The organism is Mesorhizobium sp. M0761, from assembly GCF_040320205.1.
In the GTDB taxonomy this organism is placed as follows: Bacteria; Pseudomonadota; Alphaproteobacteria; order Rhizobiales; family Rhizobiaceae; genus Mesorhizobium.
Window position 1 is genome coordinate 1 of sequence record NZ_JAMYPF010000028.1, and the last position, 14,990, is coordinate 14,990.

Consider the following 14,990-nt stretch of genomic DNA (forward strand, 5'->3'; position numbering starts at 1 on the left):
AAACCCCGCCCCCGCCCCCCCGCGGGGGGGGGGGCGGTGGTCGTCGAGGTGCCCGGCCGCCCGGATCCCCCCCCCCCCCGGTGGGGGGGGGGGTGGTGTCCGCCGCGCCCTGGGTGGGGGGGCGGCGACCTGGCTCGGGCGGTGTCATTTCAAGCCGAGGCCGGTGCCCTGCGCCCGAGGAAACCCGACAATTACCGCCAGCCCAGGTTGGCAATCCTCCAGCGCAATCGTTGCACCATGCAAATCGGCGATGGCCCGTACCAGGCTCAAGCCCAGCCCGCTGCCGGGCGTGGTGCGGCTGGAGTCCAGCCGGTACAGCCGCTGGAACACTTTTTCGCGCTCCTGCGCCGGGATGCCGGGGCCATTGTCGGCGACCTCAGCCAGAATGCGGTCGCCTTGCCGCCGCACCGATAGAAGGATCGCCGTGCCATCGGGGCAATGCCGCAGCGCGTTCTCAACCAGATTGGCAAACAATTGCGTCAGCAGGTCGCGATCGCCGTGAACCAGGCATGGCGTGCCGTGGACGATCGTGGCCGACAGCGACTTGCCGTCATCCTCGGCGACACCGGCGTAGATTTCGGCAATGGCATCGATGACGCCGGTGAGGTCGAGATCGACAAAGCGCGCCTTGCGGGCGCCGGCCTCGATCTGGGCAATACGCAACAGCGCATCGAAAGTATCGTTGATCTGCAGGCTTTCCCCACGTGCCTCCGCCAGCTCATCGGCAACGGCCTCACCCCGCGCGGTCCTGTCGGCCGCAGCTTCCAAAATCATCTGCAGCCGGTTGAGCGGCGTCTTCAGATCATGCGCGATGTCGGCGCTGACCTGGCGCATGCCGTCCACCAGCGCCGCCAGCCGCTCCAGCGCGGCGTTGACCTGGCGCGAGACGCCGTCAATGTCGTCGCCATTGCCGAGCAGTGGAATGCGGGCGTCGAGCCGGCCGTTGGAGACATCGTCCATGGTGGCGGCTATGCCGTCGAGGCGGCGCTGCACGCGCGACGCCAGCAGGGCGCCGCCGGCCACCCCAAGGCCGGAAATGATCAGGGTGGCCCAACCGAAGCTCATCAGCACGATGTTTTCCAACTCCCTTATCTCAGTCAGCGAGAAGGCCACGGTCAGGCTGTTCGGCCCGACCGAACCGGACCAGGCGCGGTACATGGTGCCGGGCGTCACATCGGGCAGGGACGCTGCAAAATCCGAAAAGCCATCGGGAAGGTCGGCGGCGGTGAAATTCCCGGCCAGGCGATTGCCGGCGGGATCGGTGAGCGAGAACAGCTGTTCCTTGCTCGGGCTGAGCGCGGCGTGGCTGTCGACTGCCGAAACCAGATCCTCCCGGTCGTTTCCGGCATAGGTCACCGCCACGACCGAATAGGTCTCCTTGACCGACTGGTCGAGCTGCTCGGCAAGATCCGCGCTCATCAGCTGGTAGACGATGGCGCCTGACAGGATGAAGGCGAGCACGAACAGCAAGGCGAAGGTCAGGGCCAGCCGAAACGGCGTGCTGCGCAGCAGGCGAGAGCCTGTCTCAGTCATAGTGCGTTTCAGTCATGGCAAGCTTCAGTCATGGCAAGTTTCTGTCATGCCGCGCCTCAGTCGTGAACACTGTAGCCAGTGTTGCGCACGGTGTGGATCAACGTGGTTTCGAACGGCCTGTCGATCTTGGCGCGCAGCCGGCTGATATGGGTTTCGACGACGCTGGTCTTGGGGTCGAAGTGAAAATCCCAGACCCGTTCCAGAAGCATGGTGCGGGTGATGACGCGGCCCTCGCCGCGCATCAGCACTTCGAGCAGGCTGAATTCGCGCGGCTGCAGGTCGATCGCCTGGCCCTGCCTGGTGACGCGGCGCTGGATCAGGTCCATTTCGAGGTCTGCGATGCGCAGCGTCGTCTTCAGCTCCTGCACCGCAGGGCGACGGCCGAGCGCGTTGATGCGGGCGAGCAGTTCGGAAAAGGCGAATGGCTTGACGAGATAGTCGTCGCCGCCGGCCTCGAGCCCTTCAACCCTGTCGTCGACGCCGCCGACCGAGGTCAGAAAGATCGCCGGCGTGCGCACGCCCGCTGCCCGCACCGCCTTGATCATCGACAGGCCGTCGAGGCCGGGCAGCATGCGGTCGACGACGATCACGTCATAGGCATCGCGTGTCGCAGCAAACAGCGCGTCGCGGCCATCGCGCAGCAGATCGCAGACATGCCCGGCTTCGCTCAGGCCCTTGACGACATAGTCTGCGGTCCTGGGGTCATCCTCAACAAGGAGAAGTCGCATCTCTGTTCCGGTCTGTTGCCGAGGCTTTGCCAGAGCGGCATGCTAGCACCGGCGGCGGTCCGTTCCTAGAATATCCGCCGGCGCCTGGTCGCTCGTGGTCGTTGCACATGTCCATAAGTGTCATCCGGCCGGATCGCGCGCAGGGACAAGCATCCTGCGCAGCACGGCGTCTTTCAGAATAAAATGATGGAAGAGTGCCGCACCGGCATGAATGCAGATCAGAAGGATGAATACCGGCTTTGCCCAAGTATGGACATCGCCCATCCAGCTCCAAACATAAAAGGCCGAAGCCCGGAAACAGGAGCGGCAACGAGAAGGCCATAGAACAGCGCATGCGTTGTGCGTGAGGCGAAAGCCATCCATTTCGGCATTGTGGATTGCGGCTTGGGCGCACCGATGAAGAGGCGGACCGCCAGTCGCACGAACACCAGCAACAGGATCGCCAGGCCGACCCAGTAATGGGCGGACCCCATGGTCTGCCCGTAGGACGACAGTTGGCGTCTGTCCGCTGCCGCATCGACATAGATTGTCATGTTTTCGCCAAACAGGAGCTGGTACAGGACAAGCGCCGCTATCATCCAATGCAGGCTAATTTGGAGGCCGCTATAACCGGATTTCCTGGAGTTCATTCTTCTGTCCATGAGGTGAGCGCGATAGCTGCCCAGGGCGACCCACGGCAGGGATCCATTGACGTTTTGGCGCATTCTCGTCGCGTCAGGCGGGCGTGCAGGTGCTTGCATCTATTCCGATTCAAGCAGGATTTTGTCGGCCTCGCCGGTGCCCTTCTTCAGACTCATCCTTCTTCAGACTCATATAGAGAACGAGGGCGACGATGCAGCCCAGGAAGATGATGCTGGTGAAGGTGGTGCCGAAGCCGAGGTCGCCATATTCGACCGGCTGCGACAGCAGGTCGCCGAACGAGGCGCCAAGCGGCCGCGTCAGGATGTAGGCCAGCCAGAAGGCGAGGATGGCGTCGAGGCCGAAGGCGAAATAGCCGAGGGCTATAAAGACGATGACCGCGCCGAACAAGAAGCCAGTCGTGAGATAGCCAATGTCGAACGTCTCGGCGACAAGGTCGCCGGCCGCGGTGCCGAGCGAGAAGGTGAACAGGATCGCCAGCCAGTAGAAGATCTCGCGCCTGGTGGTGACGATCGTATGGATGGAGAGCGTTCTTTCGCTGGCGTACCAGACCGCGAATGTCGCGGCGAGCAAGACCGTGAAGGCAATCGTGGTGGTTTGCAGACGGACGCCGAAATTGTCGACCAGATTGTCGGTGATCAAGGTGCCGACGACGCTGATCAGCACCACCGCCAGCCAATAGGCCCATGGCACATAACGCTTCTGCGCGAATTGCAGCGCCAGCGCGACGACAAGGATGCCGGTCATGATCAGCGAGGTGACGGTCAGTCCGAAGCCAAGATTGACGGCCAGATAGTCGGCCGCCGTCTCCCCCATGGTGACCGCCAAAAGCTTGATCAGCCAGAATTCGACGGTGACATCAGGGACCCTGTTGGGTGATGCCAGTGCGGCGGGTGCAGTGCTTGCAGACAATAGCATGATGGGATCCTTGTCGTTTCGGCGGGGAAGGGCCTATTCCCCGGTACGTGCGGCGAGGCTTGGCCTTACTTCCCCATGATCTTCATGGCCTGAGCGAAGAAGTCGTCGGCGCGCTTGTCGTCGGCGGCATTGCAGCGCTCGACGCCTTTGGCCTCGAGATCGGATACTTTTGTCTTGTCCGCGGCGCTCAGCGCCGCCAAGGCTTCCGCCGCGCGCAGGTCCTTCAGAGCGTCTTCGCAAGGCGTCGCAGCGGAAGCGGCTGAAAAGACCGGGTTGGCGATGGCAATGGCGCAGAGCGAGAAAGCGAGGGCTAGCTTTTTCATGCTGGTGTTCCTGTCTTGCGCCGATATCCAGGCGGTGATGAAACGATGTCCGGCAGGTCGGCCGGCATAAGGACTATGGGCAGGCGACCTCGCCGCAATCTGTCCGCCCGCTTACAAATTCGTAAGAATGGCTGAAATTCCTGCCGGTTGCCTCGCCATCGCCGCACGGAAGCGCTAGTGGGTGGCGAGACACCGGCGCTATGAGCCCTGCCGGAGAGCAGGAACTATGATGAGCTACGCTCCCCCCAAGCCGGCAGCGAAGGCGTTCGACCAGCACAAGCGCCTGCTCGTCATACAAGTGGCGGCAGCCCTCGCCGTCATGCTGTTGCTGTTCACCAAGCCCTTTCTCGTCGAAGGCTCGGACGGGCACGAATACATCGAGGCGCTGGGCATCGGCTTCGTGCTGGTCTGCTTCCTTGGCCGTCTGTGGAGCATTCTCTATGTCGGCGGCAGGAAGAACGACGAGCTGGTCACCATCGGCCCGTTCTCGATGAGCCGGAACCCGCTCTACTTCTTTTCCACGGTCGGCGCGGCGGGCGTCGGGTTGATGTACGGCTCGGTGCTGGTGGCGGCGGCGCTGGCTCTGGTGAGCTACCTGGTGTTCCGGGTGACGGCGCGCAAGGAAGCCGAGTTCCTGTTTGGAAAGTTCGGCCCCGCCTACAGCGTCTATGCCGAACGCACGCCGCCTTTCTGGCCGAACCCGCTGCTGTTTCACGATCAAGCCGAACGCCGGTTCTCGACAAAGGCGTTGCGGCGGACATTCACGGACGGGCTCTATTTCCTGGCGCTGTTCCCGGCCATCGAGACGATTGAGCAGTTGCGGATCAGCGGCATGCTGCCGGTGTTTTTCACCCTCTACTGACCGGAGCGCCGTGCCGCGCGGCGCACGCTGTAGAGCAGGATGACGAGGCAGCCGGGCAGAAGCAGGACGCCGCCGGCAAGCGGCGGCAAGGCCAGCAGCTTCACTGCCGCGGCAATCGCCACGATCAACAGCAGCGCCAGCGTCGCAAGGCTGCCGTCGTCGATGAACATGCCGACGAGCTCCTTTAGAATGAGGCGGACGACGTTCATCGAGCAACTCCTTGTGCAGCCTTGGGGTAGCTGGCGCGCAACCAGCGCACCATGGCGAAGGACGCGACGGCGATGATTGCGAAGATGGCCAGCAGCGCCAGATCGGCGCCCGGCCAGTCGGCACCCAGGCCTTCGCCGGTCCAGAAAATGCCGAAGCTTGTCAACATCAGGCCGACGGCGAATTTGAGCGCGTTTTCCGGCACCCGCGCCAGCGGCCTGTGCACCGCAAGGCCGATGATCGTTACCAGGATGAAGGCCGCCAACGCGCCAACGCTGGCATAGAAGGTCTGTGCATGCGCGGCGCCGACGGCAATGACGATGAACACCACCTCGACACCTTCGAGCAGCACCGCCTTGAAGGCTGCGAGCCCGGCCAGATAATCGGCGCGGCGGTCATTGGCCTGCTGCTGCAAAGCGGCGGTTTCCTTTGAAAAGGCCGCGTCCTCGTCATGCAGGGCGATGACGCCGACACTGCGCAAAATGGCCTTTCTCAACCAGCGCATGCCAAACAGGACCAGGAGCACGCCGACGACGAACTGCAGCACCGCAACGGGAATCAGCGCCAGCAGCGGTCCGAAGGCCAGCACCAGAGCCGCCAGCACCGCCAGCGCCAGCGCCGCGCCTGTCAGCGCTGGCCGCCAGCTGCGGGTGACGCCGACCGCCAGCACGATGGTGAAGGCCTCGACCACTTCGACGAAGGAGGCAAGGAACGAGGCGGTCACGGTGGAAAGTATGGGCGTCAGGCCGTTCATGAAGGTTTCCTGTCTGCGGGAATCACTAGCCTGAGAAGGATACAGCGCTCCGGCGGAAGGGAGAACGCGCCGGCATCGTCGCCATGGTCTATCTGTTGCGTCAACATCGGTGGCCCGGTCGCCGGCGTTCGCTACGAGCTGCTCGGCGTCGGCGACAATTTCAAGCCGATCGTGCTAGGCCTTGTCATTGTGCTCGCCGTCATTCTGGATGCCTATCGGGAAAAGCTGTTGAGGGTGATCCGATAAAGCGCGTCGCGCTTTTTGGTTTTTGTTTTATGGATGTCATTTTCCCAGATCCGCCGGACACTCCGGGCGACATGCACTAGGGGACAAGAAATGACGACGATTGCCGATGTCGCGCGCCATGCCGGAGTGTCGGTCGCAACCGTCTCACATGTGATGAACCGCACGCGCCATGTCGAGCCTGAGACGGCCGAGCGCGTCCATTCGGCCATCGCCGCCTTGCGCTACAGCCCGAACACGCTGGCGCGCAGCCTTAGGCGCGGCGAGACCAAGACCATCGGCCTGCTGCTGCCGGACAATTCCAACCCGTTCTTCGCCGGCGTGGCGCGCCAGATCGAGGATGCCGGCTTCCTTGCCGGCTATACGGTGATCTTGTGCAACTCCGACGGCAGCGCCGAGAAGGAGGAGCGCTATCTCCAGGTGCTGATGGCCAAGCAGATCGACGGGCTGATCTTCGCCGGCTCGTCGGATCATGCGCGGGTGTTCTCCAGCCTTCTGCCCGGCGTGCCGGCGGTGCTGATCGACCGCGAGATCCATTCGGTCAATGTCGATTCCGTTCTGGTCGATCACGATCATGGCGGCTATCTCGCCGGCCGCTATCTGGCCGGGCTCGGCCACGAGAAGATCGGCGTCATCGGCGGCCCGCGCGATTCCAGCTCCAGCCCGGCCCGCCTGCGCGGCTTTGCCAGGGCGCTGCAGGAAGCCGGCCTCGACCTGCCGGTGGCCTCGGTGGTGGATTCCGACTATCACTTTGCCGGCGGCCGCACGGCGATGGAGCGGCTGATGGCGCAGGCGCCTGGGATCACGGCGCTGTTTGCCTGCAACGATCTGATGGCCATGGGCGCGCTAACGGTGCTGCACGGGCGCGGACTGCGGGTCCCCGACGACATATCGATGATCGGCTTCCACGACATCCCCTCTGCCGGCACCACCTGGCCGCCGCTGACGACGATCGCACAGCCGGTCGAGAAGATCGGCACCCGCGCCGTCAGCCTGCTGCTCGAGCGGGTTGCCGAGCCGGCGGCGCATTCGCGCCGCGAAGTGCTCACTCCTGTGCTCGTCGAGCGGGAGAGCTGCGCGCCGTTGCGCGGCTGAAGCCCCTCAGGCGGCGGCCGGCTGCAGCGCTGCCCTGAGCAGCATGCCGAAGAGGTCGCGCGGCTCGTCGGGATCGGCGAGCAGGTCGAGCTCCTCGTAGAGGCCGGTGGCCTGAAGCTGGTCTCTGATATAGCGCAGCGCGGAAAAATCCTCGGTGGCGAAGCCGACGGAATCGAACAGGGTGATCTGTTCCGCCGTCTTGCGGCCTTCCGCCTTGCCGGTCATCACCTGCCACAACTCGGTCACCGGATGGTCGGCGTGGAGCTGCTGGATTTCGCCCTCGATGCGCGTCTGCGGCGGGAACTCGACGAAGATGTCGGAGCGCAAAAGGATGTCGCGGTGCAGTTCCGTCTTGCCGGGGCAGTCGCCGCCGACCGCGTTGATGTGCACGCCGGAACCGACCATGTTGTCGGTCAGAATGGTGGCGGACAGCTTGTCGGCGGTCACCGTGGTGATGATGTCGACTCCTTCCACAGCATCCTGGCCGGTGGCGCAGATGGTGATGTCAAAGCCTTTGCCGGCGAGGTTGCGGGCGCATTTTTCCGAAGCCGAGCGGTCGATGTCGTAGAGCCGCAGCCGGTCGATGCCGAGCAGCGCTTTGAAGGCGACAGCCTGGAATTCGGACTGGGCGCCATTTCCGATGATGGCCATCGAGCGCGCGCCTTTCGGCGCCAGATATTTGGCCGCGACAGCGGAGGTCGCCGCGGTGCGCAGCGCCGTCAGGATCGTCATTTCGGTGAGCAGCATCGGATAGCCGGAGCCGACATCGGCGAGCACGCCGAAGGCGGTGACGGTCTGGCGCCCCTCGCGCATGTTCTTGGGATGGCCGTTGACATATTTGAAGCCGTATAGCCGGCCGTCGCTGGTCGGCATCAGTTCGATGACGCCGTCATGGCTGTGCGAGGCGATGCGCGGCGTCTTGTCGAACAGCTCCCAGCGGCGAAAATCCTCCTCGATATAGGCGGCGAGTTCGGTGAGGAACCGCTCGACGCCGATGGTCAGGACCAGCTTCATCATGCGGTCGACGCTGACGAAGGGGACGATGGCAAGGCGGGAAGGCTGGGTCATGCAATGCTTCCGGAATGGCTGCGGGTCGGGCGGTCCATGATGCGCCGGCCCATCAGGCTGGCGGCGAGGTCGACAATCAGCGTGGCGGTGCGGCCGCGCTCGTCGAGGAACGGGTTGAGCTCGACCAGATCAAGGCTGGAGACCAGGCCGCTGTCGGACAGCATCTCCATCACCAGATGCGCCTCGCGAAAAGTGGCGCCGCCGGGCACGGTGGTGCCGACGGCCGGCGCGATGGAGGGGTCGAGGAAGTCGACGTCGAGGCTGACATGCAGCAGGCCGTTTTCCTTTTCGACGATGGCCAGGAAGGCGCGCAGCAAAGGTGCAACGCCGTGCTCGTCAATGGTGCGCATGTCGTGCACGGTAACCCCCGCTTCGCTCAGCGCCCGGCGCTCCGCCGGATCGACGCTGCGCAGGCCCATGACGCAGATGTGGGCAGGGTCGACGGCGACAGGCAGGTCCGGGAAATAACCGTTGAAGCCCGGCCGGCCGCTGGCATAGGCGAGCGGCACGCCGTGCAGATTGCCGCTGACGGTGGTATCGAGCGTGTGGAAATCGGGATGTGCGTCGAGCCACAGCACGAAGAGCGGCCGGCCGCGTTCGGCGGCGCGGCGGGCTATGCCCGACACCGTGCCGGCCGATATCGCGTGGTCGCCGCCAAGGAAGATCGGCATGGCGTCTCGCGAAGCCGCATAGGCGGTCTCGGCAATTGCCGCCGTCCAGGCGGAAATCTCCGGCAGGGCCTTCAGCGCGAGATTGCCGTGGACGATTGCGCGCACGGCGGCCGGTTGCACCGCGCCCCAGTCCTCGACCTCGTGGCCGAGTTCCGACAGCACCGAGGCAAGCCCGGCCGTGCGCAGCGCGCTCGGCCCCATCTCGCATCCCATCCTGCCGGCGCCGTCCTGCACCGGCGCGCCAACGATCCTGCAGCGCATGGTTTTTGGTGTCCTTGCAAATTGATTGGGCAATTGATGCGTGGAATGAACCATCCTGGACCGGCAGTTTGAACAGGCGAAATTGGCATTTCGAGAAGAATGATTTATCAATTCGATAAGTCAGTTTGGTCAAAGTGGATAGAATCATGGACTTGCTCGACGAAAGGCTGGTCACGCTGCTCAGGCATGATGCCCGGCGCAGCATCTCCGATCTCGCGGTCGATCTGGGGGTGTCGCGCGCCACGGTCAGGGCGCGCATGGAGCGGCTGGAAAAAACGGGCGAGATCATCGGCTACACGGTGGTGCTGCGCGCCGACGCGGTCGACCAGCGGATACGCGGCGTGATGATGATCGAGATCGAGGGCCATGCCGCCGACCGCGTGGTCCGGGCGCTCGGCGGCCTCGCCGAGGTTTCGACCATTCACACCACCAATGGCCGGTGGGACCTGGTGGTCGAACTCGGAACGGCGTCGCTCACCGATTTCGACGCGGTGCTTAGGCGGATACGGCTCATCCCGGGGATAACCGGCAGCGAGACAAGTCTGCTGCTGGCAACGCCGAGGACGACAAGGGCAAGGTTGGCGTAGCCGTCCTTCCGGCCGGCGTGTTCACGCAAAGCTTTGTGACGGATCTGGCGAATGGGTCGCCTGGCTGACGAATCTCATTGGGGCCGCAGCTATCCTCCACATGACGGAGGAAGCCGGCATGACGCGAGATTGCACCAGCTTCAACGGTGCAAGGACCGGACGCTTGCCACAGGCCAAGGCTGATGGCAGGATAAAAGGCCGCAACGTGCGGCCTCTGGCGGCCGTTGTGTTTCGATGGATTATGAAGCATTTTCCCAAGGTGCGGGTTCTCCTCACAATGTGCGGCAGCCTCGTTTCGCCTTGGTCGCCCTTGATTTTTCGCAATGTGCGCTTTGCCTGCCTCAGGCCGCAGGGCATTTAATTCCACGGGGTCAAGCCTCATGACAGAGATTTGTGCTCGGGCCGTCTATCGTCGGCGAAGACAAGGCATGGCGCCACAATCAGCGCCCCTGGCATTCGTGACCTGGTGAAGAATGCCGTTGCGTACCTCTCGCCCCCATGTTTCAAAACAGGTCGATAGACCCGCGAGAATGGTTTCGAAGCCTGCGGGGTTGCCCACGGTCCGGCGAGAATTCTAAAAGACGTTCACAATGACACAGCACGCAAAAGACGCACGAATTCTCATGTACAGCCACGACACGTTCGGGCTCGGCCATTTGCAGCGTTGCCGAACGATCGCGCATTCGCTGGTCGGGGATTTCCGCGGACTTCAGGTGCTAATCATTTCGGGCGCCACCATCGCCGGCGCCTTCGACTACCGCGCCCGCGTCGACTTCGTGAAGATCCCCAGCGTCATCAAGCTGCGAAACGGCGAATACACCTCGCTGGAAAAGGACATCGATCTGCACGAGACGCTAAGGATGCGGCAGTCGATTATCCGCCACACGGCCGAGAGCTTCCGGCCGGATATCTTCATCGTCGACAAGGAACCGCTGGGGCTGCGCGGAGAGATTGAGGATACGCTGTCCTACCTCAAGACGCGGGGCACCACGCTCGTGCTTGGCCTGCGCGAGGTGATGGACGCGCCGCATTTGCTCGAAGCGGAGTGGGCACGCAGGGATGTGATGCGCAAGATCGGCCTGTTCTACGACAAGGTCTGGGTCTATGGCCCGCCGGATTTCTACGATCCGCTGACCGGCCTGGAGGTGCCGCCGGCGGTCAGGGCAAAGATGAAGTTCGTCGGTTTCCTGCAACGGAGCCTGCAGCAGAACCAGTTGCCCGGCCACCGGCCCGAGGGCGACTATATCCTGGTTACCACCGGTGGCGGCGGTGACGGCGCCGACCTGATCCACAACGTCATCGAGGCCTATCAGCAGGATCCGCGATTGCAGCACCGGGCGCTGATCGTGCTTGGGCCCTACATGCCGGCGCGCAAGCGCAACAAGCTGGTCCGGAAGGGGGCCAAGATCCCCTATGTCAAGATCATCGAATTCGACAACCGGATGGAAGAGCTGATTGCCGGCGCCAAGGCGGTGGTGGCGATGGGCGGTTACAACACCTATTGCGAGATACTGTCTTTCGACAAGCCGGCGCTGATCGTGCCGCGCGTCACGCCGCGCGAGGAACAGCTGATCCGGGCACGGCGCGCAGCCGAACTCGGCCTCATCGAGATGCTTTTGCCCGAGGAGGCCGAGGATGCCCAGCGGTTTGCCGATGCGCTGCAGGTTTTGCCGGGCCGGCCGCGCCCATCGCAGAGCAATGCGCATCTGACGCTGGAAGGGCTGCCTCATATTTCCGAAATTGTCGCGGAACTGCTCGACCGGCGGGCCGGCCATCACCTTTCGGTCATTGAAGGCATGAACTGAGTTGCAACACCGCAAGATCGTCGTGGTTCTGAAGGGCTACCCGCGGCTGTCGGAAACCTTCATCGCGCAGGAGCTGCTCGGTCTGGAGCGTGCGGGGTTCGACCTGATACTTTTCGCGCTCAGGCGGCCGACCGACGCAAAACGTCATCCCGTGCATGACGAGATCAAGGCCCCCGTCCATTATCTGCCGGAATATCTGCACAGAGAGCCGCTGCGCGTGGTTCGATCGCTGTTTGCCTGTCTGCCGCGGCCTGGCTTCTGGCGCGCGCTCAGATCGCTCGCTGCCGATATCCGCCGCGACTTTACCCGCAATCGCGCGCGGCGCTTCGGGCAAGCGCTGGTGCTGGCGGCCGAATGGCCGCAAGATGCCGGATGGCTGCATGCCCATTTCGCGCACACGCCGGCATCGGTGACGCGCTATGCCAGCCAGCTTCGTGGCTTGCCCTGGAGCTGCTCAGCCCATGCCAAGGACATCTGGACGTCGGCGGACTGGGATCTGGCCGGCAAGCTTTCCTCGGCGCGCTGGACGGTCACGTGCACGAAAACCGGCTTCGACCATCTGAAAAAACTCGCCAACGGCAGTTCGTCCGTGCATCTGAGCTATCATGGGCTCGACCTTGACCGCTTCGGCAGTTTCGGCGAGGCGCGAAAACAGCGTGACGGCTCGGCGCCGGCCGAACCGGTCATGATCTTGAGTGTCGGACGCGCCGTTGAAAAGAAGGGCTATGATACGTTGCTGGAGGCTCTTGCCCTCTTGCCTGGCGATCTGGCGTGGTGTTTCGAGCATATCGGTGGCGGCGAGGAACTGAAACGGCTGAAGGCGCTGGCGCAAAGGCTCGGACTGGAGGGGCGCGTCTCCTGGAAAGGCGCGCTGGCGCAGGAGGAGGTGCTTGAGCACTACCGCAGCGCCGACATCTTCGCTTTGGCCTGCAGGATCACCGCGGATGGCGACCGGGACGGCCTGCCGAATGTTCTGGTGGAGGCGGCCAGCCAGCGGCTTGCCTGCGTGTCGACCGATATTTCCGGCGTGCCGGAGCTTTTATCGTCGGATGAAACCGGGCTGCTGATTCCCTCGGAAAACCCGACTGCCCTGGCACAGGCGCTGGAGCGCCTGATCCGCGATCCCGTCCTGCGCGTCCGCCTCGGCGACGCCGCGGAGCGGCGCGTGCGAAGCAATTTCGATCATGTGGCAGGCATTGGACAGCTCAAGGAACTGTTCGAGCGGGAGTGGCGGGCCGCCGAATGAAGCGGCTGCGCGCTTTCTTCTATGTTCAGCACCTGCTCGGCATCGGCCATCTCGCGCGCGCCAGCCGCATTGCGGCGGCTCTGGTCGATGACGGGTTCGACGTCATCGTCGTGACCGGCGGAGCGCCGATCGCGGGATTTCCGGGATCGGGTGTAAAATCCGTGACCCTGCCGCCTGTCACCTCCGGTGACGAAGGATTTTCCGGACTTGTCGACCTGCAGGGCAAAGCCATCGACGATGATTTCAAGAGGCGGCGCTCAGAGATGCTGCTGCAGGCTTTCCGGGATTACAGGCCCGACATCGTCATTATCGAGGCGTTTCCCTTTGGACGCCGGCAGATGCGTTTCGAACTCTTGCCACTGATCGAGGCCATCGAAGCGACATCGCCCAGACCGCTGCTGGCGGCGTCCGTCCGCGACATCCTTCAGGAGCGCGTGAAGCCGAGCCGAAACGAAGAAACGGTCGATCTCGTCAACAGGCATTTCGATCTTGTCATGGTCCATGGCGATCCGGCTTTCGCAACCATCGACAAGACATTTCCGCTGGCTGGGGCGATCAGGGCCGAGGTCGCCTACACCGGGCTCGTTGCCGCGCCGCCGGCGCAAGCGGCCTCAGAGCGCTTCGACGTTCTGGTGTCGGTTGGCGGCGGGGCGGCCGGAAAGAGCCTTGTCAGATTCACCGTCGCGGCGGCGCGAAATGCCGACAACGCCTGGACATGGTGTTTGATCACCGGCCCAAACCTGCCGAAGGACGAGTTTGACGCGATTTCACGCGATGCCTCCCCACGCCTGTCCATCTTCCGGTTCCGCGAGGATTTCGCCAGCCTGCTGACCGGCGCCCGCCTGTCGGTCTCGCAGGCGGGTTACAACACGGTCTGCGATGTCATGCGCGCGGGGTGTCGCTCGCTGCTCGTTCCATTTGCAGCCGGCGGGGAAACCGAGCAGACGCGTCGCGCTCTGATGCTCGAAGAGCTCGGTCTTGCAACGGTGCTGACGGAACAGGACCTGACGCCTGAAGGTCTGGCGCATGCGATCGAGCAGGCGCTTGCGGGACCGCCGCCAGCCTCGCATCGTCTCGATCTGGAAGGGGCGCGGCGCTCGGCGCAAATCCTGCGCGAGCGCTTCAAACAGTTCCAATCAGCATGAAGCGTGTATAATTTTTTGTCGGCAATTCGCCGGAGAACCTGATCTGCCGCAGCGCCGCCATTGCTTCGAAGGCTGCAAGTGACGCCACGCAGTTGATGTGCGTCGGCTCGCTGAAATAGTCGTTCGACTGCAGCAGCACGTTCGTACCCCGCGGAAGCAGGGCAAGCCAGGCGCTGAGATCGGCTATGTGTTCGCAGCTCGTATTGACCACCAGGTCGGGTCGGCCGGCGCCATAGTCGAGTGCGTACATATCTGCCGTCAGTGCTTGAAACCGCTCGCCGGCTTGCCGGTTGAGTGTCCGGGCGACCGCGCCGACTTCGGGATCGATGTCGATGCTGTCGATCGCCCCGATGTCGAAGCGGGCGTCGTTGAAAAGCATCGCCGGCAATACGCCGTACCATCCACCCAGAACCCATATGCGTTCGAACCGGCCGCCGTCGCTTTCGAACAGCCTGTCGAGCGCCCACATCTTGCAGGCGACCTGCTTGTGGTTGAAGGCATTAGCGATATCGGCCTGCGGATGCTTGGCGATGACGCGCGCCAGCCCGGCCACGAGAGGGTGGTCGACGTAGGCGGCAATTCCCCGCGTGAGGTCCAGGGCTTGCTCATGCCCACCCATGCCGGCATTGCGTGGTTGCGTGACATCCATCATATTCGTCTTCTATGTTGGGATTTCCGGCGACACAACGCAATCTTGCCTCTTGCCTGTTCGACTTGCGGACGCGACTGTGCCGCAAGCCGTTTCGCCATTGCCCGGAGGAGGCCAATTGAATTTGTCCGGACCATCGGCGCCCATCCGCCTGGCGCGCAGCTGCCGCTTTGAGCTCGTCGTTGGCGGCGAAGACATGGCCGATACACCATTTGCCAGCAGGTGCCTTTACATTCCGCATCCTTCAAACTGACAA

General features: G+C 63.5%; 16 protein-coding genes and 1 pseudogene. 7 read left to right on the forward strand and 10 right to left on the reverse strand.

The window, feature by feature from the left end; translation table 11 throughout:
• Nucleotides 1-144: 144 nt before the first annotated feature.
• The 5 genes from NKI32_RS29280 to NKI32_RS29300 form a co-directional block, all read right to left on the reverse strand.
• Nucleotides 145-1,533, reverse strand: coding sequence for a HAMP domain-containing sensor histidine kinase (locus tag NKI32_RS29280; protein WP_352626955.1), 1,389 nt, complete (start codon nucleotides 1,531-1,533; stop codon nucleotides 145-147).
• A gap of 56 nt (nucleotides 1,534-1,589) precedes the next feature.
• Entirely contained in the window at nucleotides 1,590-2,261 is a 672-nt protein-coding gene (locus tag NKI32_RS29285; protein WP_353004814.1) for a winged helix-turn-helix domain-containing protein, read from the reverse strand.
• A gap of 218 nt (nucleotides 2,262-2,479) precedes the next feature.
• A complete protein-coding gene (locus NKI32_RS29290) occupies nucleotides 2,480-2,890 on the reverse strand; it encodes a cytochrome b/b6 domain-containing protein (RefSeq protein ID WP_353004816.1) in 411 nt (136 codons plus the stop codon).
• Nucleotides 2,891-3,011: 121 nt separating this feature from the next.
• The gene (locus NKI32_RS29295) at nucleotides 3,012-3,818 is read right to left on the reverse strand and encodes a COG4705 family protein (RefSeq protein ID WP_353004818.1); all 807 of its coding nucleotides are present in this window, start codon (nucleotides 3,816-3,818) and stop codon (nucleotides 3,012-3,014) included.
• Nucleotides 3,819-3,883: 65 nt separating this feature from the next.
• On the reverse strand, nucleotides 3,884-4,141 hold the full coding sequence (locus NKI32_RS29300; RefSeq protein WP_353004820.1) for a hypothetical protein: 258 nt from the start codon (nucleotides 4,139-4,141) through the stop codon (nucleotides 3,884-3,886).
• 229 nt (nucleotides 4,142-4,370) lie between these two features.
• Between NKI32_RS29300 and NKI32_RS29305 the strand changes: the two genes are divergently transcribed.
• Nucleotides 4,371-5,003, forward strand: coding sequence for a methyltransferase family protein (locus tag NKI32_RS29305; RefSeq protein WP_023685059.1), 633 nt, complete (start codon nucleotides 4,371-4,373; stop codon nucleotides 5,001-5,003).
• Here NKI32_RS29305 and NKI32_RS29310 read toward each other — a convergent pair.
• Both NKI32_RS29310 and NKI32_RS29315 read right to left on the reverse strand, forming a co-directional pair.
• Nucleotides 4,997-5,212 (reverse strand): hypothetical protein, encoded by a 216-nt coding sequence (locus NKI32_RS29310; RefSeq protein WP_023672157.1) that lies wholly within the window; start codon nucleotides 5,210-5,212, stop codon nucleotides 4,997-4,999. The two genes, NKI32_RS29305 and NKI32_RS29310, sit on opposite strands and share 7 nt — an antisense overlap.
• Entirely contained in the window at nucleotides 5,209-5,964 is a 756-nt protein-coding gene (locus NKI32_RS29315) for a COG4280 domain-containing protein (RefSeq protein ID WP_353004822.1), read from the reverse strand. The genes NKI32_RS29310 and NKI32_RS29315 overlap by 4 nt, the downstream gene beginning before the upstream one ends.
• A 59-nt stretch (nucleotides 5,965-6,023) precedes the next feature.
• Here NKI32_RS29315 and NKI32_RS29320 point away from each other — a divergent pair.
• Together NKI32_RS29320 and NKI32_RS29325 are read left to right on the forward strand one after the other, a co-directional pair.
• Nucleotides 6,024-6,210 (forward strand): annotated as a pseudogene (locus NKI32_RS29320) (ABC transporter permease); the annotation flags it as partial.
• Nucleotides 6,211-6,300: 90 nt separating this feature from the next.
• Nucleotides 6,301-7,302, forward strand: a complete 1,002-nt coding sequence (locus NKI32_RS29325; protein WP_353004824.1) for a LacI family DNA-binding transcriptional regulator — start codon at nucleotides 6,301-6,303, stop codon at nucleotides 7,300-7,302.
• A gap of 6 nt (nucleotides 7,303-7,308) precedes the next feature.
• Here the strand turns inward: NKI32_RS29325 and ocd are convergent, their stop codons facing one another.
• Complete coding sequence (ocd, locus tag NKI32_RS29330; RefSeq protein ID WP_353004826.1) at nucleotides 7,309-8,370, reverse strand: ornithine cyclodeaminase; 1,062 nt, start codon at nucleotides 8,368-8,370, stop codon at nucleotides 7,309-7,311.
• On the reverse strand, nucleotides 8,367-9,302 hold the full coding sequence (gene rocF / locus NKI32_RS29335) for an arginase (RefSeq protein WP_023822324.1): 936 nt from the start codon (nucleotides 9,300-9,302) through the stop codon (nucleotides 8,367-8,369). Before rocF ends, ocd begins: the two co-directional genes overlap by 4 nt.
• A 146-nt stretch (nucleotides 9,303-9,448) precedes the next feature.
• Here rocF and NKI32_RS29340 point away from each other — a divergent pair, with 146 nt between their 5' ends.
• The 4 genes from NKI32_RS29340 to NKI32_RS29355 all read left to right on the forward strand — a co-directional run bounded on the left by NKI32_RS29340 (nucleotide 9,449) and on the right by NKI32_RS29355 (nucleotide 14,085).
• Complete coding sequence (locus NKI32_RS29340; protein WP_023685065.1) at nucleotides 9,449-9,889, forward strand: Lrp/AsnC family transcriptional regulator; 441 nt, start codon at nucleotides 9,449-9,451, stop codon at nucleotides 9,887-9,889.
• 590 nt (nucleotides 9,890-10,479) lie between these two features.
• The gene (locus NKI32_RS29345) at nucleotides 10,480-11,694 is read left to right on the forward strand and encodes a glycosyltransferase family protein (RefSeq protein WP_023672150.1); all 1,215 of its coding nucleotides are present in this window, start codon (nucleotides 10,480-10,482) and stop codon (nucleotides 11,692-11,694) included.
• Between the two features lies 1 nt (nucleotide 11,695).
• Entirely contained in the window at nucleotides 11,696-12,940 is a 1,245-nt protein-coding gene (locus NKI32_RS29350; protein ID WP_023692899.1) for a glycosyltransferase, read from the forward strand.
• Nucleotides 12,937-14,085, forward strand: a complete 1,149-nt coding sequence (locus tag NKI32_RS29355; protein WP_352712994.1) for a glycosyltransferase family protein — start codon at nucleotides 12,937-12,939, stop codon at nucleotides 14,083-14,085. The genes NKI32_RS29350 and NKI32_RS29355 overlap by 4 nt, the downstream gene beginning before the upstream one ends.
• Here the strand turns inward: NKI32_RS29355 and NKI32_RS29360 are convergent.
• On the reverse strand, nucleotides 14,063-14,734 hold the full coding sequence (locus NKI32_RS29360; protein WP_081725482.1) for a class I SAM-dependent methyltransferase: 672 nt from the start codon (nucleotides 14,732-14,734) through the stop codon (nucleotides 14,063-14,065). The genes NKI32_RS29355 and NKI32_RS29360 overlap by 23 nt on opposite strands.
• Nucleotides 14,735-14,990 lie beyond the last annotated feature (256 nt).